The sequence below is a fragment of the Kitasatospora sp. NPDC029312 genome (assembly GCF_055569215.1).
In genome coordinates this window covers 139,153-161,353 of record NZ_JBVHXY010000012.1, presented here as the reverse complement: position 1 = coordinate 161,353, position 22,201 = coordinate 139,153, and the positions used below count along the sequence as shown (strand labels likewise).

Below are 22,201 nucleotides of genomic sequence, written 5' to 3'. Positions count from 1 at the left end.
ACCGCGCCTATGTTTGGCGGGCGCCCCTCCGGGACCCCCCCCCCCCCCCCCCCCGCCCCCGCCGGCGTACGGGCGGGCGGGCCGGGTCGGGTCACGCCGGACCGGCCCGGCTCGCGCCGGTCGGGTCACGCCGGGTCAGTTGGGGAGATTCGGTGCCCTGACGGTGCTTCGGTTGTGCAGGATTGCCCGGCGGGCAACCCCGGGGACACGAAGTGTCCTTTCGTCGCGTTCCGTTCAAGCTCCGCTCACCCCACCATGGGACGGTGCCCACCGCGCCTACGCGCGTAGCACTTCCCCTGCACCCCCACGTGACGGAGGACCTGACCCATGCTCAGACGAACTGACGCCATCCGCCCCCTCGCCCTGGGCGCGGTCGCCCTGACCGTGCTCGCCGGCGCGAGCGCCGCCCCCCACCGCGCCGCGGCGGCGACCGCGGCGTCCACCGCCACGACCACCCCGCACCGCGTCCTGTTCGACGCCAGCAAGGCGGAGACCGCCGGCAACGCGGACTGGATCATCAGCACCAGCCAGCCGGACCCGCTCGGCCAGAACGCCAACCCGCAGTCCGAGACCGACTGGACCGGCGCCATCTCCAGCTGGGGCGTGGCCCTGCAGAAGACCGGCCAGTACAGCCTCAAGACCCTGCCGAGCGGCTCCACCATCACCTACGGCACCGGCGGCGCGCTGGACCTCGCCAACTTCGACGAGTTCGTGCTGCCCGAGCCCAACATCCGGCTGAGCGACGCCGAGAAGACCGCGGTCATGACGTTCGTCCAGAACGGCGGCGGACTCTTCCTGATCTCCGACCACACCGGCAGCGACCGCAACAACGACGGCTGGGACTCCCCGGCCATCATCAACGACCTGATGACCGCCAACTCGGTCAACAGCAACGACCCGTTCGGGTTCTCCGTCGACCTGCTCAACATCCAGACCGACAACCCGACCGCCGTCAACGACGCCACCGACCCCGTCCTGCACGGCCCCTTCGGCACCGTCACCGGCAGCATCATCCGCAACGGCACCACCTTCACCCTCAAGCCCGCCGACAACCCCGCCGCCAAGGGCCTCGTCTACCGCACCGGCTACTCCGGCACCACCGGCGCCGCCTTCGCCACCAGCACCTTCGGCAAGGGCCGGGTCGCCATCTGGGGCGACAGCTCCACCATCGACGACGGCACCGGCCAGCCGGGCAACACCCTCTACGACGGCTGGAACGACCCGGCCGGCACCGACGCCGCCCTCGCCCTCAACGCCACCGCCTGGCTCGCCGCCGGCAGCGGCGGCACCAGCACCGGCAGCGTCACCCTCACCAACCCCGGCGCCCGCACGGCCACCGTCGCCACCGCCACCAGCCTCCAGCTCGCCGCCACCGACACGGCCGGCGGAACCCTGCGCTACAGCGCGTCGGGCCTGCCCGCCGGCCTGAGCGTCAACACCACCACCGGCCTGATCAGCGGCACCCCCACTACCGCCGGAACCTACTCCGTGACGGCCACCGCGACCGACTCCACCGGCCCGTCCTCCTCCGTCACCTTCACCTGGACCGTCCAGGCCGCCGGCAGCGGCGGCGGCTGCACCGCGGCCCAGCTGCTCACCAACCCCGGCTTCGAGACCGGTTCCACGGCCGGCTGGACGGAGACCAACACCAGCGGCACCAGCACCGCCAACAGCAGCTCCAGCGAGCCGCCGCACTCCGGCACCTACGACGCCTGGCTGGACGGGTACGGCAGCACCAACACCGACACGCTCGCCCAGACGGTGACCCTGCCGGCCGGCTGCGCCAGCTACACCCTCAGCTTCTGGCTGCACATCGACACCGCCGCGAGCGCCACCACCGCCTTCGACACGCTCACGGTGACCGCGAACGGCACCACCCTGGCGACCTACTCCAACGTCGACGCCGCCGCCGGCTACCAGCAGCACAGCTTCAACCTGTCCGGCTACGCCGGGCAGAGCGTGACCCTCAAGTTCACCGGCGCCGAGGACTACACCAAGCAGACCTCCTTCGTCCTCGACGACACCGCCGTCAAGGTGTCGTGAACCGACGCCGGGCGCCCTTCCCGCGCGGGAGGGCGCCCGGCGCCGACCGGCCCCGTCCCAACCCGCCGCCGGGCCGCCCGGCTGATTGACCCCGCGCCCGGCCGGGCACCCGCGAGGCGACCGAGGAACCCGCCACGAGGCAAGGAGCCGACGGTGAACGAGATCCCCCAGGGCGGCGCGGGCGGCGTGCCGCTGCACCACGACGGCGACGACGCGTCCCGCGACCCCAGGGCCCCCGGCTCCGGGAACACCACCGAACGCCAGGGCGACGCCACCACCGCCGAACCCGGCCGCGCCCGCCGGCTCGACCCCGACGAGAGGGAGGACCAGGACGGCGAGGGCGAGGACGACGAGAGCGGGGACGGCGGGGACGACTAGAACGACGACGAGAACGCCGAACGGCGCTGACGGCCCCGGCCCGCCCCCTCCTCAGGGCGTGCGGGTCACCGTCGAGCCCGCCAGGTGCTCCGCCAGCCCCGCCCAGCCCTGCTCGCGGTACCAGCGGCGCTGGCGGTCCGCGCCGCTGCCCGCGCGCTCGAACCCCCACCACAGCCCGGCCACCCGCCCGGTGTCGCCGGCCGCCTCCAGACCGGGGGCCGCGTAGGCGCGCAGCTCCTCGACCACGGCGGCGGCCGGGCGCGCGGTGCCGTCGGCGGGGGAGACCAGCTGCCCGTCCACCCCGGTGCGCGCGGCGTGCCAGGTCGCGGCCCGCAGCAACTCCTCGGGAGCGTCCGGACGCGGGAGCCCCTGGCGTTCCTCCAGGACCGCGGTGGTGACCAGGGCCCGCACCAGGCCGGCGAACAGCTCGGCGTCGGCGACCGTCAGCTGGACGTCCGCCGCGCGCACCTCCACCGTCGGATAGCGCTCGGACAGCCGGGCGTGCCAGTACAACTGCCCCGCGTCGGCGATCGCCCCGGCGGCCCGCAGCGCCGCCACCCGCCCCCGGTAGTCCGCGGCGTCACGGAAGGCGGGCGGCGGCCCGCTGACCGCCCACTGGTCGAAGTGAACGGTGCGCCAGCTGGCGAAGTGGGTGTCACCCCCACGCCAGTACGGCGAATTGGCACTCAGCGCGATCAGCACCGGCAGCCACGGCCGCAACCGCACCAGCGCGCCCAGCCGCTCCTCCTCGTCGTGGACGCCGACGTGGACGTGCATGCCGTTGAGCATCAGGTCGTCGACCAGCGCGGGCGCCTGGCGCCGGGCCCGCCGGTAGCGCTCGTGGTCCGTGACCGGCACCGGGCCGGGCGGCCCGAACGGGGCCGAGCCGACCGGGACGACCCGGCAGCCGTGCTGGGCCGCGGCCGCGCTCAGCCCGGCACGCACCCGGGTCAGGTGGCGGCCCACCTCCGCCAGGTCCTCGCAGACCGGCGTCGCGCTCTCCACCTGGACCTGGAGCAGCTCGTGCTGCGCCTCGGCGGGGCGCAGCGCGGGCGCCAGGGAGGCGGTGGCCAGGACCTCGGCGGCCCGGGGCAGCGGCGTGCCGTCGCGGGGGTCGACCAGCAGGTACTCTTCCTCGACTCCGAGTGTCAGCATGCCGCTCCGCTACCCCGGGGCGGCATTCGTACACGGCCGCCGGGCAGGCCTTGCGCCGCCCCGGGCACTGACCCGGCCCGTGAACCGGGCGCGGGATTCACCCCCCGGCGGACGCCTCGCCGACCGCGTGGCGCAGCAGGTAGACGCCGGAGACGGCGGCGAGCAGGGCCATGCAGGCGGTGAAGACCAGGCCGGCGTGGGCCAGGCCGAGCGGCCCGGTCAGCAGGCCCACGCCGATGACGGGGATCGAGATGCCGAAGTAGGCGACCACGAACAACGCCGACAGGGCCCCACCGCGGTGCTCGGCGGGGCTCGCGGCGGCGACCTCGCCCACCGCGCCGCGCAGCCCCATGCCCTGGCCGGCGCCGCCGACCAGGGCGGCGAGCACCAGGAGCGACAGGACGGCCCAGGCCAGCGAGCCCGCCAGCAGCGCCAGCCCGGCGATCAGCACCAGGCAGCCCAGCGGGATCGCCCGCGCCGTTCCCAGCCGGGGGACGAGGAGCTGGCCCAGGGTGGAGGCGAGGAAGGCCGCGAAGACGACCAGGCCCACCACCGCACGGTTGTGGACGTCCAGACCCTCGGCCAGGAAGGCGGGGCTGACCGAGGTGAACAGCCCCAGGAGGGAGAACCCGGCGAACGCGGCGATCCCGGCCGGCACGAACACCCCGCGCACCTGCGGCGGCACCTCGGGCCGGCGGGGCCGGGCGGTGCGCAGCGGGCGGGCGCCGTCGACGGTCTCCGGCAGCAGCAGGAGCAGGGCGAAGGACACGGCGAGCAGCACCAGGTGCACCACGTACGGCAGCACCAGCGGATGCGGCGCGTACTCGGACAGCAGACCCGACAGCAGCGGCCCGCAGCCCAGGCCGCCCATGTTGGCGGCGGTCGCGACGAAACCCGCCCGCCCCCGGTGCCGCGACGGGGCCAGCTCCAGCACGTACGCGGTGGCGGTGCCGGTGAACAGGCCCGCCGACAGCCCGGACAGCAGCCGGCCCAGGCACAGCAGCGGCACGCTGTCCGCGGCCAGGAAGACCACCGCGCTGCAGGCCGCGCACACCAGCCCGCCCAGCAGGACGGGACGGCGCCCCACGGTGTCGGAGACGTTGCCGAAGAGCAGCAGGACACCGATCACGCCGAAGGCGTAGACGGCGAACACCACCGTCACCGTCAGCTCGGAGAAGCCGATCCGCTCCCGGTACAGCCCGTACAGCGGCGTGGGCAGGGTGGTACCGGCCATGCAGACGGCGAAGGCGAAAGCGGCCAGGAGATAACCCGCCCGGGCCGCGGCGGGCCGGGCACCCCGATGATCGGTCACCAGCCCACGATAGGCGCGCTCCCCGGCCCGGCCCACGGCTCACCGGCGCGCACTGGGCCGACCGGCCGTAACCCGCACGGTCGCCGACCCCGCCCGGCGGTCGACGGGTGGCGCGGCGCAGGATTGGCCCCCGCCACCCGGGTAGACGCGCCGACGCGCCCTGCCGGCCGGCCGACGGGGCCGGCGCGAACCGGGGCACGGAAGGAGCGTTGGAAACCATGCACGAGGAGACCGGCCACATCACCGGCACCAAGGACAAGGACTACAACCTGCTCTGGTACGTCGAGGCCTGCCTGAACAACGCGCTGCGCCTGGAGACCTACGTCCGGGACGCCGAACGCGAGGGCGACGACGAGGTGGCGGAGCTGTTCCGCAAGGCGCAGGCCGACAGCCGCAAGGGCGCCGAGATGGGCAAGCGGCTGCTCGCCGCGCGCCTGTCCGCCGCGGGCACCGGCAACAACGACGCCGGCGCGGGCACCCCCGTCCGCGCGGCCGGGGACGCCCTGACCGGCACCGGCACCGGCGAGGGCACCGCCACGGTCCCCGGCACGGGGACCGCCGCCGGCGGCACCGGCGGGCAGGATCCGATGGCCCCGTAGCGGCGGGGAGACGAGCCCCTCAGTCGTCGGGCAGGCCGAAGGCCGCTCCGGCCGCTCCGGCCGCCCTGGCCGGGGCGGCCGGAGCGGTCAGGGCTCGATCCGGGTGAAGTCGCCGCCGAGGTAGCGCAGCTCCGGGTCGTCGGCGGGCAGTTCACCGTGGCGCGCGATCAGTTCGGCGGCGAAGGCCTCGGCGTCGTCCACCGGCCGGTAGCCGAACGCGCGGGCCGAGGCCAGGTCCCACCAGGCCCGGGTGTCGGCGGAGATGCCGTAGGCCACGGTGTGGCCGGTCACCGGCCCGGTGAGCGCGGCGTGCACCAGCCGGGCGCAGTCGCCCGGGCTGAGCCAGGTGGCGAGCATCCGGATGCTGCGGGGCTCGTCGGCGAAGGAGCCGATCCGCAGCGAGACCGTCTCCATCCCGTGCCGGTCGGCGTACAGCGAGGCGAGGTTCTCGCCGAAGCACTTGGAGAGCCCGTAGTAGGTGTCGGGCCGCTGCGGGGTGTCCACCGGCACGGTGGAGCCGTCGGCGGGCCGTTCGGTGAAACCCACCGCGTGGTTGCTGCTGGCGTAGACGATCCGCCGCACGCCCGCCGCCCGAGCGGCGTCGTAGAGCCGGTAGGTGCCGTCGATGTTGGCGGCCAGGATGTCGGCGAACGGCGCCTCCGCCGGGATCCCGGCCAGGTGCACCACCGCGTCGACGCCGTCCAGGGCCGCCGTCAGCGCCTCGGCGTCCCGCAGGTCGGCGGTGACCGCCTCCGGTTCGCCGGGCACCGGGCGGCGGTCGAAGCAGCGCAGCCGGTAGCCGTAGGCCGGCAGCAGCTCCCGCAGACAGCTGCCGATGCGGCCGGCGGCGCCGGTGAGCAGGACCTGACGGGGCCGGTCGACCATCACCATCTGTCGCGCCTCCCTGGTTCCTCGTGGGCCCACCGGGCTGACGGGCCGGGCCCGGCGACGTGCGAGCGCACCCGACGCTACCCCGGCGAACCGCCGCTTTGACGGGTGGTCCGCCCGCGGGCATGGACCGGGGCAGCGGGGGTAGACGGCGGTCGCGGGGGGGGGGGGGGGGGGGGGGGGGGGGGGGGGGGGGGTGCTGTCCCCCCCCCCCCCCCCCCCCCCCCCCGCCACCCCGGCCGCCGCCGTCCAGCCGCTCCGCCCGGGCACGCGGGCGGCGCACCGCCCCCCCCGGCTTCACACCGTGGAGCGGCTCACCTGCCCGAAGCCCTCACCCGCCCGGGGGCGCAAGCGCGGGCAGGACCTTGTCCAGGGTGATCGGCAGGTCCCGCACCCGCACGCCGCAGGCGTGCCACACCGCGTTCGACACCGCGGCGGCCGTGCCCACGATGCCGATCTCCCCGATGCCCTTGGTCCCCATGGCGTTGACGTGGGGGTCGTGCTCGGGCAGCCAGAGCGCCTCGATGCCGTCGACGTCCGCGTTGGCCGCGACGTGGTACTCCGCGAGGTCGTGGTTGACGACGTGGCCGGTGCGGGGGTCGAGCACGCCGCTCTCGTGCAGCGCCATGGACAGCCCCATCGTCATCCCGCCGACGAACTGCGAGCGCGCCGTGCGCGGGTTGATGATCCTCCCCGCGGCGAACACGCCCAGCAGGCGCGGAACCCGCACCTCGCCGGTGTCCGCGTGGACGCGCGCCTCGGCGAACTGCGCCCCGAAGGCGTGCATCGCGTAGCGCTCGTCGGGCGGCCCGACGTCGCCGGACGCCTCGGCCCCGTCCGGCGGCTCGCTCCCGTACCGGGCACGGAAGGCGCGCGCGGCCTCGACCACGGCCGAGCCCCACGTCGTCATGCCCGAGGACCCCCCGGCCACCGACGCCACCGGGTAGTCGGTGTCGCCGATGCGCACCTGCATCCGCGCCACCGGCACGCCGAGCGCGTCCGCGGCGATCTGCGCCAGCGTGGTCCAGGTGCCGGTGCCCAGGTCCGCCGCGCCGATCTCGGCGACGTAGCGCTCCCCCTCCCGCCGGATCGTCGCCGTCGACTTCGACATGCGGCTGACCGGGTAGGTGGAGGCCGCGACGCCCGTGCCCACCAGCCAGTCACCGCGGCGCCGGACCCCGGGCCGCGGGTCGCGCTGCGACCAGCCGAACCGCGCCGCGCCCTCGCGCAGGCAGCCCACCAGGTTGCGGCTGGAGAACGGCTTGCCTGAGCCGGGCTCGACATCGGGCTCGTTGCGGATCCGCAGCTCGACCGGGTCCAGTCCCAGGCGCTCGGCCAGCTCGTCCATCGCCACCTCGGGGCCGAACATGCCCGGGCACTCACCGGGGGCGCGCATCCAGGACGGCACCGGCACGTCGAGGGCGGCGAGGCGGTGCGTGGTCCGCCGGTTCGGCGAGGCGTACATCATCCGCGCCGGGACACCGGTCTGCTCCGCGAACTCCTTGATGCGCGAGGTCAGTTCGACCACGTCGATGGCCAGGGCGGTGAGCGTGCCGTCCCGGTCGGCGCCGAGGCGGCAGCGCTGGATGGTCGGCGTGCGGTAGCCGGCCAGGGCGAACATCTGCTGGCGGGTCAGGGCCAGCCGCACCGGCCGGCCGGGCACCGCGCGGGCGGCCAGCGCGGCGAGCACCACGTTGACGTGCGGCTGCCCCTTGGACCCGAACCCCCCACCGACGTACGGGCACACGACCCGCACCCGCGCCTCGTCCAGTCCGAACACCGACGCCAGGGCGGCCCGCGTCGGATGGACGCCCTGGGTGGAGTCCCACAGGGTGAGGAAGCCCTCACCCGCCGGCTCCCACAGGGCCGCCGTGGCGTGCGGCTCCATCGGGTTGTTGTGGTACATCGCGGTGCTGTACGTCTCCTCGACGCTCACCGCCGCGGCCGCCATCGCGGCGTCGACGTCGCCCTCGACGGTGTCGGTGGGGAAGTCCGGGTTCACCGTCTCGGGCGCGTACAGGTCCTCGCGGTCGGCCCGCAGCTCCACGTCGTGCTTCTCCTGCGCGTAGCCGACCCGCACCAGGGCGGCCGCGTGCCGCGCTACCTCGGAGCTGTCGGCCACGACCATGGCGACGACCTGGCCCCGGAAGGCGACCTGCTCGTCCTGCAGGACCGCCAGCTCCCGGTCCTCGGTGGACGCCAGGCGCTCCGCGGTGGCCGGGGTGAGCACCGTGACCACGCCCTCCAGCGCCTCGGCGGCGCCGGTGTCCAGCTCCGTGACGCGCCCGCGGGCGATGGTGGCCTGGACGGGGTACAGGTACGCGGGGCCGGCCAACGCGGTCTCGTACGCGTAGGTGGCGGTGCCCAGGACCTTGACCGGCCCGTCCCGGCGGGGCAGGTCGAGGCCCACGGCCTCCGGCTCGCTCGGCAACGTCATCGGGCGTCCTCTCCGGCCAGGCCGCGCAGGACGGCGGCAAGGGTACGGCGCAGCAGCGGGACCTTGAACGCGTTGCCGCCGTCCAGCCCCTCGGCCGGCCGGGCGTCCGCGAGCTCCGCGTCCGCGGCGGCCCGGTAGCTGTCCTCCGACGCCGGGGCGCCCCGCAGCGCCTCCTCGGCCCGGTACGCGCGCCACGGCGCGTGCGCGACACCGCCGAACGCGACCCGCGCGTCCGTGATCACCCCGTCCTCCACGTCGAGCGCCGCGGCCACGCTGACCAGGGCGAACGCGTACGAGGCCCGGTCGCGCACCTTGCGGTAGGCCGAGCGGCGGGCCAGCGGCAGCGCCGGCAGGTCGATCGCGGTGACCAGCTCACCGTGCTCGAGGACCGTGTCGCGCTCGGGAGCGTCGCCGGGCAGCCGGTGCAGGTCGACGAAGGGGACCACGCGCTCGCCGTCCGGGCCCAGCACCCGCACCCGCGCCCCGAGCGCGGCCATCGCCACGGCCATGTCGGACGGATGGACGGCGATGCAGTGCTCGGAGGCGCCGAGGATCGCGTGGTGGCGCGTCCACCCCCCGATCGCCGAACAGCCCGAGCCCGGCCGCCGCTTGCTGCACGGCGTCGTCACGTCCTGGAAGTAGACGCAGCGGGTGCGCTGCAGCGGATTGCCGCCGACGGTGGCCATGTTGCGCAACTGCCCCGACGCACCCGACAACAACGCCTGCGACAGCACCGGGAACCACTCCCGCACCCGCGGATGCGCGGCGAGCTTGCTGTTGCTGACACCCGCGCCGATCCTCAGGGCGCCCCCGCCGAGCTCCTCCACCCCTCCGGGCAGCAGGGCGGCGACGCCGACCACCAGATCCGGCTCGACGACGCCCAGCTTGAGATGGTCCACCAGATTGGTGCCGCCGCCCAGGAACACCGCCCCCGGATTCCCGGCGACGCTGCGCACGGCGTCCGCGGCGTCGGCGGGGCGGCGGTACGCGAACGGCTTCACCCCGTCACCCCCGCGCCCGCCGCCGGCCGGTGCGCCGACGCCCCGGCCGCCTGCCGCACGGCGGCCACGATGTTGACGTAGGCCCCGCAGCGGCACAGGTTGCCGCTCATCCGCTCGGCCACCTCGGCGCGGTCCAGCCGCGGCGCACCCGGGCCCTCGGTGACGGCGCTCGGCCAGCCCCTCGCGAACTCCTCGAGCGCCCCGACCGCGGAGACCACCTGCCCGGGGGTGCAGTAGCCGCACTGGAGCGCGTCGCAGTCGATGAAAGCGCGCTGCACCGGATGCAGGCCGCCGTCGGCGTGCCCGTCCTCGGCGTGCTGCCCGTTCTCGGCGTGCTGTCCGCCGTCGGCCTGCCCGCCGTCGGCGGTGGCCGCCGCCCGGGCGGCGAGCCCCTCGGCGGTGACGACCTCGGCGCCGTCCTGGGTGACGGCGAGGGTCAGGCAGCTCAACACGCGGCGCCCGCCGGACAGCACCGTGCACGAGCCGCACTGCCCGTGGTCGCAGCCCTTCTTGGGGCTCGTCACGCCGAGCCGTTCCCGCAGGGCGTCCAGCAGCGTCGTGCGCGTGTCGACGCTCAGCCGACGCGGGATCCCGTCGACCTGCACGGTGATGTCACTGTTCATCGCACGAGATTTCCCGGCCCCGCCCGCGCCCACACGGCGCACGGCGCCGCGTCACACCGGTGGCGGCCGGACGGCCCAGGCCCTGCCGCGCGCTCAGGCGCCGCGCGCGGCGGCGGGTATGAGGATCAGCAGCCGCCGCGACCCTTCGACGGGGTAACTCCTGACGATCGCCCGTTCGGCCGATCCGGGCGGCACCACGCCCTCGCCCTCGTACCGGGCGACGACGGCCCGGCCGATCTCCTCGGTGGGCTCGTGGACCCCGCCCGTGACGGTGAGCCGGGCCCTGGCCGCCAGTTCGACGCCGGTGTCGCGCACCACCTGGTTCATCAGCCGTTCGACCTCGCCCCGCGCGGGCTCCGCGCCGGTGTGCAGGAGGTACACCGTGTCGACCGTCACCGGCTCCGCTGCGGCCGCAGCGGCCTGGGGCGCGCGCCGTTCCCGCAGCTCCGCCAGTCGCTGCGGCGCCTTGTCGTACCCGCCCTCGGCGAGCTCGCGGAACAGGTCCTCGGCCTCGTCGAACCGCTCCAGCGTCTCCAGCGTGCAGGCGAGCTCGAACCGCGCCTGCCGGTCACCCGTGTCACCGGCCTCGCGGAACCACCGCTGCGCCTGCGCCAGGTCACCCTGGGCCCGCAGCAGGAAGCCCAGGTTGAACATGGCGTCGACGCTGCCCTCGTCGGCGGCCCTGCGGTACCACTCCAGCGCACGGGCCAGGTCGCCCTGACGCTCCATCGCCCGGCCGTAGTGGTTCATCGCGACCAGGTGCCCGCGCCTGGCCGCCCGGTGGTGCAGGCCTTCGGCCTCGTCGGGCCTGCCCAGCCGCTGAAGGGCCAGCGCCAGGCCCACCACGGCCTCGTCGTCACCCGCGTCGGCGGCGCGGCGGTACCAGCCCTCGGCTTCGGCGTCCTCCCCGCGCCGCACCAGCGCGAACGCGACGTTGTAGGCGCCCAACGCGTTCCCGGTGGCGGCGGCCCTGCGGTACCACTCCTCGGCTCCGGCCCAGTCGCCCCGCTTGCCGAGCAGGACCCCGTACCGGTTCATCGCGTCGGCGCTCCCCGCTTCGGCGGCCGCGCCGAAGAGCCTCTCCGCTTCCGCACCGTCACCCTGCTCGTCGCGCTCGACGCCGAGGCGGACCATCTCTTCTGGAGTCACAACGGCCAACCTAACAAACGGACATGAGCCAGCGGCATGGACCGGGAGTGGCGGGGGTAGACGGTGGCCGCGGGCGGGGTCGGCGGCGCGCGGTCACCCCCCGGACATCGCGCGCCGCCACCGTCCGTCCGCCCCGGGCGGCCCAGGCATGGCCCCGCGACCGTGCCGCTACGGACGCGGCCCGTACCACCAGAACGACCAGCACTTCTCGAGCAGGAGATCCTGCGCGTAGTCGATCAGGCTCTCGGTGCCCTTGAACACGTTGTCGGGGCAGAACGCGATGTGCTCGGCCGCGATCGTCAGCATCTCGTCCAGGTCGTCCGGGTCATCCAGACCGCCCAGGTCGTCGGGGCGCGCCGTGGCGCTCAACCGCAGGCCCTCGGGGCCGACTTCGACCACCCGGGCGCCGAACTTGCGCTCCCAGCTCAGTACGACGGCGGCGAGCTCACCGGGGTCCTGCCGGCCGGCGACGCTCCAGCCGCAGACGGCCAGCGCCTCGGCGCCGCTGTCCGCGCGCACCAGACCGATCCGCAGCCCGGGGTTGTGGTGCAGCAGCAAGCGCGCCACCGCGGCCGCGGCCGCGGCCGGGTCGTCGTCCTGTGCCGCAGGCGGGCAGGGCGCCAGACCCGGCCAGTCAGCGCCGAACGGCTCCAGCATGATGTGGTGTTCCCGCGCCTGCCGGGCGTCGTCCGGGCGGCCCACGGCGGGGGAGTTCCACCACCCGCGCAGCAAGGCGGAAGGGTCGTGGGAGCCGGGCGCGGACGCCCGGGCCGGGTGGAGCTCCCCGGTGGCCCACGGCCGGAACTCCTGGTCGCCGACCTTGCAGGTCAGCAGCAGCGGCCACAGCCCCGACCGCGGGTGCTCCCGCTGCAGCTCCTCCCACAGCCCGGCGGGCGCCGGCCCGTCGCTCAGCCACATCACCGGGGTATCGCCCCCGCCCTCGGCCGCACCCTGCGCCGGGACGATCAGGCGCCCCGGCGGCAGGGGAGTGGACAGGGCCCACGGCCCGGCGGCGGCGCCGGGGAACAGCGGGCGGAGGCCGGAGGGCAGCGCTACAGGATCGATCATGCGTCCACCGTAGAGGTGGGCATGGTCGCTCCGCTTGACCTGAAGTCGACTTCAACTTCTAGGGTCGGTCGCACCGATGAATGACCGACGAGAAGGGGCGGGCCCGGCCGTGGAGTACTCGCACAGCGACGTAGAACTGATCAAGCAGCCCATCGGATACTGGAGTTGGGCGGCCTACAAGGCCATCGTCAGCCGCACCCGCGGCGCGCTCGCCGAGCTCGGCACCACGCAGCCGCAGTGGTGGGTGCTCGCCCAACTCGCCCATGCCGAGGAGCCGCGGACCCGCGACCACGTCTCGGTCGTCCTGCGTGACTACCTCGACACCGGGCAGGACGCCCTCAACGCCGACATCGACGCGACCATCGCGCGCGGCTGGGTCACCGAGTCCGCCGGCGGGCGGCTCGAACTGACCCCCGACGGGCGGGCGTTCTTCGATAAGGCGGCCGCCCTTCAGGACGAGCTGTGGGCCGAGCGCCACGCGGGCATCTCCGACGAGGAGTACCTGACCACCCTGAAGGTCCTGCAGCGGTTCATCCACAACACCGGAGGGCGGGCCTGGCACCACTGACGCCCCCGGTGCCGGGCCGCGCCCGGTCAGGCCGGGGCGACCGGTGAACGGAAGGCGTGGCGGCAGTCGGCGGGGGCGACCCCGACGCGGGCGGTGACGTGGCGGCGGAGGTCGGCGGCGGCGCGACGCCACCGGCCCCCGGCTACCCGCGGCGCAGGGTGCGGCGGGCGTAGTCCGCGGTGACGAGGGCCAGCAGCGGGCCCCAGTGTCGAGCCGGGTGGCGCGCCGGCGGTGGCGGACTCCGCCCGTCCGGGAGAACCGGCCAACGGGCCGGCCCGTCACGTCCGCCCGGCGAGCAGGTGGCCGACGGCCGCGACGCCCTCGGCGATGGCGCGTTCGCCCACGTTGCCGAAACCGAGGACGAGTTGCGCCGGCGCGGCGGCGCGCGAGGCGCGGCAGCCGCTGATGCCGTAGAGGCCGACGGACCGTTCCCGCGCGGCGGTGACGACGTGGTGCTCGTCGGCCCCCGCGGGCAGGTGGGCGACGGCGTGGAAGCCGGCCGCCAGGCCGCTGACCGCCAGCGCGGGGGCGTGCTCCCCGAGCGCGTCGAGCAGCGCGGTCCGCCGGCCCGCGTAGGTAGTGCGCATCCGGCGCAGGTGGCGGTCGAAGCGCCCCGACTCGATCAGCCTGGCCAGGGCGAGTTGGTCCAGCGCGGGCGTGCCGCGGTCGCTGCGGTGCTTGTGCTCGGCGAGCGCCCGGGCCAGGGCGGGCGGGCAGAGCATCCAGCCGATCCGCAGGGCCGGCGCGAGGGACTTGCTGACGGTGCCCATCGCGATGACCCGCTCGGGCGCCAGCCCCTGGAGGGCGCCGACGGGTTCGCGGTCGTAGCGGAACTCGGCGTCGTAGTCGTCCTCGAGGACGATCGCGTCGCGCTGCCTGGCCCACTCGACCAGGGCCACTCTGCGCTCGGGGGCCAGGGCGACGCCGGTGGGCCACTGGTGGGCGGGGGTGACCACGACGGCGCGGGCGTCGGTGGCGGCCAGCGCCCGGACGTCGATGCCGTGCTCGTCGACGGGCACCGCCACCGCCCGCAGCCCGGCCGCGGCGGCGGCCGCGCCGACGGTGGCGGGGGAACCGGGGTCCTCGAAGGCCACGCTGCGCACCCCGCCGTCCGCGAGCACCCCCAGGGCCAGACCCAGGCCCTGCGCGTAGCCGTTGCAGACGACGATGTGCTCCGGATCGGCCACCGCGGCACGCACCCGGCGCAGGTAGCCGGCCAGGACCTCGCGCAGGACGGCGCTGCCACGCGCATCGCCGTAGTCCAAGTCCGCCACCGGCATCGTGCGAGCCGCCTCCCGCACGGCCCACAGCCAGTCCTGGACCGGGAAGGCCCCCAAGTCCGGCACGCCCCACCGGAAATCGGCCAGCAGCCGCGGCGCGGGGCGGCCCGCCCGGGCCGGCACGGGCGGTGCGCCGCCGGCACCGGACGCGACCCGGGTCGCGGATCCGGCGCGGGTCACCAGGTACCCCTCGGCCTGGAGCTGGGCGTAGCACTCCTGCACCAGCCCCCGCGAGACACCGAGCGTACGGGCCAACTCCCGCGAGGACGGCAGCCGTTCACCGACGCCCAGCCGGCCCGTGCGGACCGCCTCGCGCAGCCCGTGCTCCACCTGGGCACGCAGCGGCCGTGCGCTGCCGCGTTCGAGGGCCAGCAGCAGCTCGGGCGGGGAACTGGACCACTCCACAGGCACGGAACCGGATCTTACCGGCAGTCCGGTCGCGCCCTTAGCGTCCTGCCGTGACCGAAACGCTCGACTCCAACCCCGCGGCGCCCCTGACGCGCCCGCCCCTGGTGACGCGCCCCCTGCTGCTGCGCTTCCTCTCCATCCTGGGCGCCTCGACCAGCTTCTACCTGCTGCTGTCGACCGTCCCCGGCTACGCCGCCACCGACGGGAAAGACGGCGGACAGGCCGGCCTGGCCACCGGCGCCCTGATGCTGTCGACGGTGCTGGGCGAACTGGCCACCCCCGCCCTGGTCAACCGCCACGGCTACCGCGCCGTCCTGGCGGCCGGCCTGGGCCTGCTGGGCGCGCCCGCGCTCGCCCTCCTGCTCTCCCGCGACCTGTGGTGCGTCGTCGCGGTCTGCCTCCTGCGCGGGCTCGGGTTCGCGTTCACCGTGGTCGCGGGCGGCTCGCTGACCGCCTCCCTCATCCCCGCCGAGCGACGCGGCGAAGGCCTGGCACTGGTCGGCATCGTCAGCGGCGCCCCGGCGATCCTGGCCATGCCGCTGGGCGTGTGGCTGGCCGCGCACACCGGCTACGGCGTGGTCTTCACCGCCGCGGCCGTGGCCGCCCTCGCCGCGATCCCCTCGGTGCCCGGCCTGCCCGACCGGCTGCGCGAATCCGGGCGGCCGATCGGCGTCGCCGAGGGACTGCGCAGGGCCGACCTGCTGCGCCCGGCGGTGACCTTCGCGGTCACGGCCGTCGCCGCCGGGATCGTCGTCACCTTCCTGCCGCTCGCCGTCGCCGCCTCGGCCACGGGCGTCGTCGCCGTGGCGCTGTTCGTCCAGCCCGCGGCGTCCACGGTGGCCCGCTGGCTGGCCGGGCGGCACGGGGACCGGCACGGCTCCGCCGCCCTGGTGCTGCCCGGCCTGCTGCTGTCGGCCGCCGGCACCCTGCTGATGGCCCTGACCGGCAGCCCGGTGGCCGTCGTCGTCGCGGTCGGCGTGTTCGGGGTCGGCTTCGGCATCGCCCAGAACGCCACGATCAACCTGATGTACGCCCGCGTGCCCACCGCCGGCTACGGCACCGTCAGCGCGCTGTGGAACTTCGCCTACGACGCGGGCATGGGCGTCGGCGCCGTCGCCTTCGGCTGGCTCGCGGCGGGCACCGGCTACCCCTGGGCGTTCGCCGTGACCGGCGCCGCCATGCTCGGTGCCCTCGCCCCGGCCCTCACCGACCGCCGCACCGCACGCCGGGCCCCAGCGGGCGGTGAGACCCCCGGACGCGATGAGACCCCCGGACGCGATGAGACCCCCGCACCGAACCCCGCCGGCCCCGCACCGAACCCGCCGGGACGTCCGGCAGTTCACCGCAGCTCTGAGCCGTCACCCGTACGCCGTGAGTAGCCGCCGCACCCCGCGCGGCGGCATCCGGACCGGCCGGTCGCGGGAGGAGGTTTCAACCCGCCGATTCGGGGCAGCGGCTGGGGCACCGAAGGACGAGGGAGGACCTGATGTCAACCGGGACCCTCATCGCGATCATCGTCCCCGTCGTGGTCCTGCTGATCGTGGCCGTCGCGCTGTGGTGGTACGTGAACCGGCGCCGCCGACTGCAGCAGCAGTTCGGCCCGGAGTACGAGAGGACCGTCCGCCGTTCCGGCAGCCGGCTGTCCGCCGAGCGGGATCTGCGCGAGCGCGAACAGCGCCACGAACAGCTGAGGATCAAGCCGCTGGCGCCGGAGGCGAGACGGCAGTACACCGAGGACTGGACGCGGGTCCAGCAGGAGTTCGTCGACCGGCCGGTCGACGCCGTCCAGCACGCCGACCGGCTGGTCACCCTGCTGATGCACGACCGCGGGTATCCCACCGAGGACTACGAACAGCGGCTCCGCGACCTGTCCGTCGAACACGGGCAGACGCTGGAGCACTATCGCGCCGCCCACGCGATCAACGCCGCGGCCGCACGGGACGACGCCACCACCGAGGAACTCCGCAGCGCGATGGTGCACTACCGCGCGCTGTTCGCGGAGCTCCTGAACGGTGACGCGCCCCGGGACCGGGGGGCGAACACCGAAAGGAGATGACAGGGATGTCGGGCACGGACTTCGACGACGAGGAACGGATGTCCACCGAGGACATCGCCGCCGCCGCCGAGAAGAAGCAACAGCCGAATGGGGCCGCAGAGCAGACCGCCCCGGTTTTCGGTTCCGACGAACGGGAGGACGGGGCACACCGGGCGGTCTTCCCGGGCGAGGCCACCGCCACCACCGACACCACGGACAGCACCGACACCACCGACACCACCGACAGCACGGACAGCACCGGCAGCACCGACGCCGGCTCGCCCTACGCGGGCACCGGCCTGGGCGAGGGCCCGGGCGAGGAGGGCCCGCAGGCCGCCCAGGCCGGGGAACGCGGCGTCCCCGACCGGCCGCAGGAGGGCCGCGAACCACTGCTCCCGGAAGCGGAGACCGGCGAGCTGCGCGAGCGCTGGCAGCAGGTGCAGACGGACTTCGTCGACGACCCCCGTGAGGCCGTCCACACCGCGGACGCCCTCGTCGCCGACCTCATGCAGCGGCTGGCCGAGTCCTTCGCCGACCGCCGCCGCAGCCTCGAAAGCCAGTGGAACCGCGGTGACTCGGTCGAGACCGAGGAACTGCGGGTGGCCCTGCAGCAGTACCGCACCTTCTTCAACCGCCTGCTGGAAAGCTGAGCGCCGAGTCTGAGACGACGAGGCCGAGGCGACGAGTCTGAGACGACGAGGCGGAGCGGCGAGGCACGCGCCGTTCCGCCGTCCCGTTCCGTCCGCACGCGCCCAGGCGGCCCCATGGGAGAGCCAGGGGGAAGTAAAGCAATGCCACGATCCGGATTTCTTCCCATCCCCAACTCCATGACCGCGGAACTCCTTTGAGCGAAAGGCCGGGGAAAGGCCCAAGCCGCGGCCCGGACGGCGGCGGTCCCGCCAAAAGTCCCGCGCTTCAAATGGACACCCGATCGTTATCCGAACTCAATGAAACATCCGCACCATCGCATACGATCTCCCAAGCGCAAGGGGACCCGCACCGCAGCAGCGGTGCGACGGAGAGGGAATCGGTGAAATCGGACGTCCGGACATAAGGCACCCGATCCCGCCTTTTCGCCGCTTTGCCCCCGCCCCCGCCTCTGGAGTTCCCGTGCCCGTCCCCCCGGCCCGCCTCGCCACCGCGATGCGCCCGCTCGCCGCGCTGGTCCGCCGCCGCCGGTCCTCGGCGGCGGCGGACGGCGACCAGGCTCCGGCCCGGCGGCAGGACGGGCTGCAGGACGGGCCGCCATCCGTGGCCGGGGAGCCGCTCGCACCGATCGACCGGCTGCTCCTGGACCGGTCGGCCCGCGAGGCGCAGCTGATCGACCACCTGGCCGGTGTGACCCGCTGCGGCGACCTCCTGGCGGAGCCGCACCGCACGCTCCTGCCGTGGCAGCGCCGGGACGGCAACCTCGCGGAGGTGGCCGACGCGTTGGCGGCGCACGGCATCGCCCACGGCATCGTGCCCGACCGGCATCCGCGGCACCGGCTGGCGATCGCCCCCGGCGACCGGGCGGCGGTGCTGGCCGCCCTGTCCGCCGCGTTCGCCGGGCAGGCCGTCTACGCGGACCTGCTGGAGCACGGCCGCACCCTGGGCACCGTCCTGGCCGAGCAACTGGCCGCCGCCGTCGCGCTGGTGGAGCAGGACCCGGACCCCGCGGACGGCACCGGCGCCGGGGGGCCGGCCGAGCGGGGCGCACCGGACGGGGCGCAGGCCGGTCCGATCTGGCCGGCCGACCGGGTCAAGGGCGTGCGGATCTACCGGCCCGCGGTGATCGGCAGTCTGCGCTACGGTCCCGAGACCGGCTGCGACGTCGAGTTCTGGGACTCCGCCGCCCCGTCCGAGGGCGCGATCGCCTCGATCGAGGAGACCCCGCTCGGCTGGTGGGTGCCCTCGCTCGCGGCCACCGCCACGTCGACCGTCGACGGGCGGCCCTACCCGCTGCTGGACGTCTTCGCCGCGGACCTGCCGGACCAGGTCACCTTCCCCATCGACGCCGTGATCACCTGGGTCGACGACGCCGATCCCGCCTGGCAGGAGCGCCGTGCCGCCGTCCGGGCCCGGTTCGCCCACACCGCCGGCCCGGTCGCACCGGAGGACGGCGTCGCCGCCAGCGGCATCGCGGGCGACGCCGACCAGCGCTTCCGCAACCGCGACGAACTGCGCTACTGCCTGCGCGCGCTCGCCGCGCACGCGCCCTGGATCCGCCACGTCCACCTGGTCACCGACGACCAGGTCCCGCACTGGCTGGACACCGACCAGCCGGGGCTGACCGTCGTCTCGCACCGCGAGCTGTTCGCCGGCACCGGCGCCGGGCCCGTGTTCAACTCCCACGCCATCGAGAGCCGGCTGCACCTGATCCCCGGCCTCGCCGAGCACTTCCTGTACGTCAACGACGACGTCTTCCTCGGCCGCACCCTCGTCCCCGAGGACTTCTTCCTCGGCAACGGCCTGCCCCGCTGCTTCCCCGACCACCGGATCATCCCGCCCGGCGAAGCCGACACCGAGGACTCCGTCTACGTCGCGGCCTTGAAGAACACCCGCGCCGCGCTGGCCGCCGCCGTCGGCAAGACCTACCCCCGCACCCTCAAGCACGCCCCGCACCCGCTGCGCCGCAGTGTCCTGGCCGAGAGCGCCGACCGGTTCGCGGCGCAGCTGCACGGCACCGTCCGCTCGCCCTTCCGGGCCGCCGGCGACCTCGCGCCGGTCACCCTGGCCGTCCACTACGCCCACGCGACCGCCCGCGCCGTGGAGGGCCACCTCTACGACGGCTACTTCGTCACGGACAGCACCGAGGACCTCGCCCGGCTCACGGACCTGGGGGAGGAGCGCTGGGCGGACTACTTCTGCCTGGCCGACGGCACCCGGGGCGAGCTCGCCCCGCGGGAACAGGAGGCGGCCGTCACCGGCTTCCTCCGGGCGTACTTCCCGGTCCCCTCCCGCTACGAGATCGACGCACCGCAGGAGGAGGAGGGCGGCGGCCCGGCCGGCCCGGCGGCATCCACCGTCCTGACGATGTGATAATCCTTCACTCCTGCCCCGGAGGGCTGAGACGGCAGGTGTGAACGAAGGGCGGTTGCGGGATGGGGCGGGCGACGACCGCCGCGGCGGCCTGGGCCCTGACGCTGTCGCAGACGTGGGCGCTCCCGTCCGCACTCACCGGTGCGAAAGCCCCGCCCCCGCGGCCCGAGGACCGGCCCGCCGCGGTCGTCCAGATCGTCGCCCACCAGGACGACGACCTGCTGTTCATGAACCCGGACCTGACCGACGGCATCCGCGCCGGCCTGAAGGCGACGACCGTCTACGTGACCGCCGGCGACGCCGGCAGCGGGGCCGCCTACGCCGCCCACCGGCAGGACGGCGCCCGCCTCGCCTACGCCCGGATGGCGGGCGAGGCGGCCGGAACGGGAGCCGGACCGTGCGCCGACGACCCCGGCCCGGCCTGCTGGGACCGCGAGGACTACCGGCCGGCACCGGGCGCCCCCGTCGCCGAACGCTTCACCCTCAAGACGCACCCGTCGGTGCAGCTCGTCTTCCTCGACCTCCCCGAGTTCGCGGACAGCGCCTACCTCGGCGGCAACGCCCTGCGCCGGCTGTGGGACACCCGCGACAGCGCCGTCCCCGCCCGGACCCCGACGCTGGACATGGACGGCCCCGGCAACCTCTGGACGCAGACCTACGACGGCCCACGCCTGCTCGACATGCTGCGCGCCGTCCTGGCCGACCAGCGGCCCACCCTGCTCAGGGTGCAGGACCCGGCGCCGGACCCGACGCTCTGGGCGGCCCACGCGGACCACGACCACCCGGACCACATATCCGCCGCCTGGTTCGCGGACGCGGCGGCCGACGCCTACGCGGCGACCGGACAGCGGCTGCTGATCGAGCACTACCGCGACTACAACACCTGGTCCTCGCCCGCCGACCTGTCCACCGCGCAGGCCGCCGACAAGCACGCCACCTTCCGCAGGTACGCCGAGCACGACGCCAAGCTGCCCACCGGGACCGCCTTCGCCGAGAGCGCGTACGCGAGCTGGCAGTCCCGGCAGTACCTGCGCTACCCGCGCACCTCCCAGGTGGTGGCCGCCGACCGCACCGGTTGCCTGCACGCCTTCGCGGTGGAGAGCGGAACCCTGCTGGAGTGGGCCGAGGACGCGGACAAGGTGTGGCACGGCCCGGTCGACCACGACGCCCCGGACCGGCCGCTGACGGCCGGCCTGACCGTGATCCGCCGTCAGGACGGCACCCTCGCGGTCTTCGGGCAGCGCGCGGACACCGGCGAGATCGTCTCCCGCACCCAGGACGGCTCCGGCACGTGGACCTGGGCCGACCTGGGCAACCCCGACACCGCCACCCCCGCGAAGGCCTCCAAACTCGCCGACCCCGCGCTCCAGGTGAGCCTGCCCGCCGTGGCCGCCGACGGCGACGGGCGGCTGCACCTGTTCGTCCGCAACCGCGACGGCGGCCTCAGCACCAGGGCCCAGAGCGGACCCGACGGCCTGTGGGGCGCGTGGACCGGCCTCGGAGGGGCCGGCGTGCAGGGCCCGCCCACCGCCGCCACCACCGCCGACGGCCGGATCGAGGTCTTCGCCGTCACCGCGTCAGCCGGCACCCGCCCCGCCGTCCTGCACTGGACCCAGTCCGCACCCGACGCCGCCCTGAGGCCCGACCCCGGCTTCCCGGCGATCGCGCCGGTGGGCCGCCTCAGCACGGCCGAGGACCCCGACGGCCGCCTGGTGCTGTTCTACCGCCGCCTGTCCGAAGGCGGCCTGCTGCCCGGGCCCACCGCCCGCTCCTCCACCGTCCGCCTCACCCAGACCGCCCCGGGCGGCCGGTGGACGCCGGCGGCCCAGCCCGTCGGCGACAGACCCGACGACGGCGGCAGCGACGCCGCCGCCGACGCCGGCGACGGCGAGCCGGCCGTGGCCACCGCGGACGCCCCCGCCCCCCACCGCACCGTGGTGGCCGTCCGCAACCGCGACGGCGGTGTCAGCGTCAACCACCAGGACGCCGACGGGCACTTCGGCGACTGGAGCGCCCTGGACGGCCTCGTCGTCGGCTCCCCGGCCGCCGGAGTCGACCGCGACGGCCTCGCCGACCTGGTCGCGCTCGGCCCGGACGGCCGCCTGCGCCACAGCCGTCAGCGAACGGACGGCTCCTTCGGCGCCTGGACCACCATCGGGCCCTGAAAACCGCCCCCCCTGCCGCGCGGGCCGGCTCGCCGTCGCCGGCGTCGGCGAGCCGGCGCTGCCGCCGTCGC

17 protein-coding genes and 1 pseudogene are annotated in these 22,201 nt (G+C 75.3%); 9 read left to right on the top strand and 9 right to left on the bottom strand.

What is annotated here, in order from left to right; all coding sequences use genetic code 11:
• Positions 1-327 precede the first annotated feature (327 nt).
• Together ACZ4WV_RS13290 and ACZ4WV_RS13285 are read left to right on the top strand one after the other, a co-directional pair.
• Entirely contained in the window at positions 328-2,043 is a 1,716-nt protein-coding gene (locus tag ACZ4WV_RS13290; protein ID WP_465745919.1) for a putative Ig domain-containing protein, read from the top strand.
• A gap of 153 nt (positions 2,044-2,196) precedes the next feature.
• Positions 2,197-2,421, top strand: coding sequence for a hypothetical protein (locus ACZ4WV_RS13285; RefSeq protein WP_465745917.1), 225 nt, complete (start codon positions 2,197-2,199; stop codon positions 2,419-2,421).
• Positions 2,422-2,472: 51 nt separating this feature from the next.
• On the opposite strand, the gene ACZ4WV_RS13280 is transcribed toward ACZ4WV_RS13285, so the two are convergent.
• Both ACZ4WV_RS13280 and ACZ4WV_RS13275 read right to left on the bottom strand, forming a co-directional pair.
• Positions 2,473-3,576: a carboxylate-amine ligase gene (locus tag ACZ4WV_RS13280; protein WP_465745915.1), complete on the bottom strand. Its 1,104-nt coding sequence runs from the start codon at positions 3,574-3,576 to the stop codon at positions 2,473-2,475.
• A 97-nt stretch (positions 3,577-3,673) separates the two neighbouring features.
• Positions 3,674-4,810, bottom strand: coding sequence for an MFS transporter (locus ACZ4WV_RS13275; RefSeq protein ID WP_465745914.1), 1,137 nt, complete (start codon positions 4,808-4,810; stop codon positions 3,674-3,676).
• Between the two features lie 296 nt (positions 4,811-5,106).
• On the opposite strand from ACZ4WV_RS13275, the pseudogene ACZ4WV_RS13270 reads away from it, so the two are divergent.
• A pseudogene (locus ACZ4WV_RS13270) lies at positions 5,107-5,328 on the top strand (hypothetical protein); the annotation flags it as partial.
• A 246-nt stretch (positions 5,329-5,574) separates the two neighbouring features.
• On the opposite strand, the gene ACZ4WV_RS13265 reads toward ACZ4WV_RS13270, so the two are convergent.
• The 6 genes from ACZ4WV_RS13265 to ACZ4WV_RS13240 all read right to left on the bottom strand — a co-directional run bounded on the left by ACZ4WV_RS13265 (position 5,575) and on the right by ACZ4WV_RS13240 (position 12,653).
• Positions 5,575-6,378 carry an NAD-dependent epimerase/dehydratase family protein gene (locus ACZ4WV_RS13265; RefSeq protein ID WP_465745912.1) on the bottom strand — a complete coding sequence of 268 codons (804 nt, stop codon included), beginning with the start codon at positions 6,376-6,378 and terminating at the stop codon, positions 5,575-5,577.
• Positions 6,379-6,706: 328 nt separating this feature from the next.
• Positions 6,707-8,812 carry a xanthine dehydrogenase family protein molybdopterin-binding subunit gene (locus ACZ4WV_RS13260; protein WP_465745910.1) on the bottom strand — a complete coding sequence of 702 codons (2,106 nt, stop codon included), beginning with the start codon at positions 8,810-8,812 and terminating at the stop codon, positions 6,707-6,709.
• Positions 8,809-9,813: an FAD binding domain-containing protein gene (locus ACZ4WV_RS13255; RefSeq protein WP_465745908.1), complete on the bottom strand. Its 1,005-nt coding sequence runs from the start codon at positions 9,811-9,813 to the stop codon at positions 8,809-8,811. The genes ACZ4WV_RS13260 and ACZ4WV_RS13255 overlap by 4 nt, the downstream gene beginning before the upstream one ends.
• Positions 9,810-10,436, bottom strand: coding sequence for a (2Fe-2S)-binding protein (locus tag ACZ4WV_RS13250; RefSeq protein ID WP_465745906.1), 627 nt, complete (start codon positions 10,434-10,436; stop codon positions 9,810-9,812). Before ACZ4WV_RS13250 ends, ACZ4WV_RS13255 begins: the two co-directional genes overlap by 4 nt.
• Before the next feature lie 93 nt (positions 10,437-10,529).
• Positions 10,530-11,585 carry a tetratricopeptide repeat protein gene (locus tag ACZ4WV_RS13245; RefSeq protein WP_465745904.1) on the bottom strand — a complete coding sequence of 352 codons (1,056 nt, stop codon included), beginning with the start codon at positions 11,583-11,585 and terminating at the stop codon, positions 10,530-10,532.
• A 168-nt stretch (positions 11,586-11,753) separates the two neighbouring features.
• Positions 11,754-12,653, bottom strand: coding sequence for a DUF4253 domain-containing protein (locus tag ACZ4WV_RS13240; protein ID WP_465745902.1), 900 nt, complete (start codon positions 12,651-12,653; stop codon positions 11,754-11,756).
• Positions 12,654-12,762: 109 nt separating this feature from the next.
• On the opposite strand from ACZ4WV_RS13240, the gene ACZ4WV_RS13235 reads away from it, so the two are divergent.
• Positions 12,763-13,221: a MarR family winged helix-turn-helix transcriptional regulator gene (locus ACZ4WV_RS13235; RefSeq protein WP_465745940.1), complete on the top strand. Its 459-nt coding sequence runs from the start codon at positions 12,763-12,765 to the stop codon at positions 13,219-13,221.
• 278 nt (positions 13,222-13,499) lie between these two features.
• Here ACZ4WV_RS13235 and pdxR read toward each other — a convergent pair whose 3' ends face one another.
• The gene (pdxR, locus tag ACZ4WV_RS13230; RefSeq protein WP_465745900.1) at positions 13,500-14,912 is read right to left on the bottom strand and encodes a MocR-like pyridoxine biosynthesis transcription factor PdxR; all 1,413 of its coding nucleotides are present in this window, start codon (positions 14,910-14,912) and stop codon (positions 13,500-13,502) included.
• A 47-nt stretch (positions 14,913-14,959) separates the two neighbouring features.
• Here pdxR and ACZ4WV_RS13225 point away from each other — a divergent pair, with 47 nt between their 5' ends.
• The 5 genes from ACZ4WV_RS13225 to ACZ4WV_RS13205 all read left to right on the top strand — a co-directional run bounded on the left by ACZ4WV_RS13225 (position 14,960) and on the right by ACZ4WV_RS13205 (position 22,130).
• Positions 14,960-16,288 (top strand): MFS transporter, encoded by a 1,329-nt coding sequence (locus ACZ4WV_RS13225; protein WP_465745898.1) that lies wholly within the window; start codon positions 14,960-14,962, stop codon positions 16,286-16,288.
• Between the two features lie 107 nt (positions 16,289-16,395).
• Complete coding sequence (locus ACZ4WV_RS13220) at positions 16,396-16,965, top strand: hypothetical protein (protein WP_465745896.1); 570 nt, start codon at positions 16,396-16,398, stop codon at positions 16,963-16,965.
• A gap of 5 nt (positions 16,966-16,970) precedes the next feature.
• Positions 16,971-17,594 carry a hypothetical protein gene (locus tag ACZ4WV_RS13215; protein WP_465745894.1) on the top strand — a complete coding sequence of 208 codons (624 nt, stop codon included), beginning with the start codon at positions 16,971-16,973 and terminating at the stop codon, positions 17,592-17,594.
• A 460-nt stretch (positions 17,595-18,054) separates the two neighbouring features.
• Positions 18,055-19,965, top strand: a complete 1,911-nt coding sequence (locus tag ACZ4WV_RS13210) for a Stealth CR1 domain-containing protein (protein WP_465745892.1) — start codon at positions 18,055-18,057, stop codon at positions 19,963-19,965.
• A gap of 62 nt (positions 19,966-20,027) precedes the next feature.
• On the top strand, positions 20,028-22,130 hold the full coding sequence (locus ACZ4WV_RS13205) for a DUF8189 domain-containing protein (protein ID WP_465745890.1): 2,103 nt from the start codon (positions 20,028-20,030) through the stop codon (positions 22,128-22,130).
• The last annotated feature ends 71 nt before the right edge of the window (positions 22,131-22,201 follow it).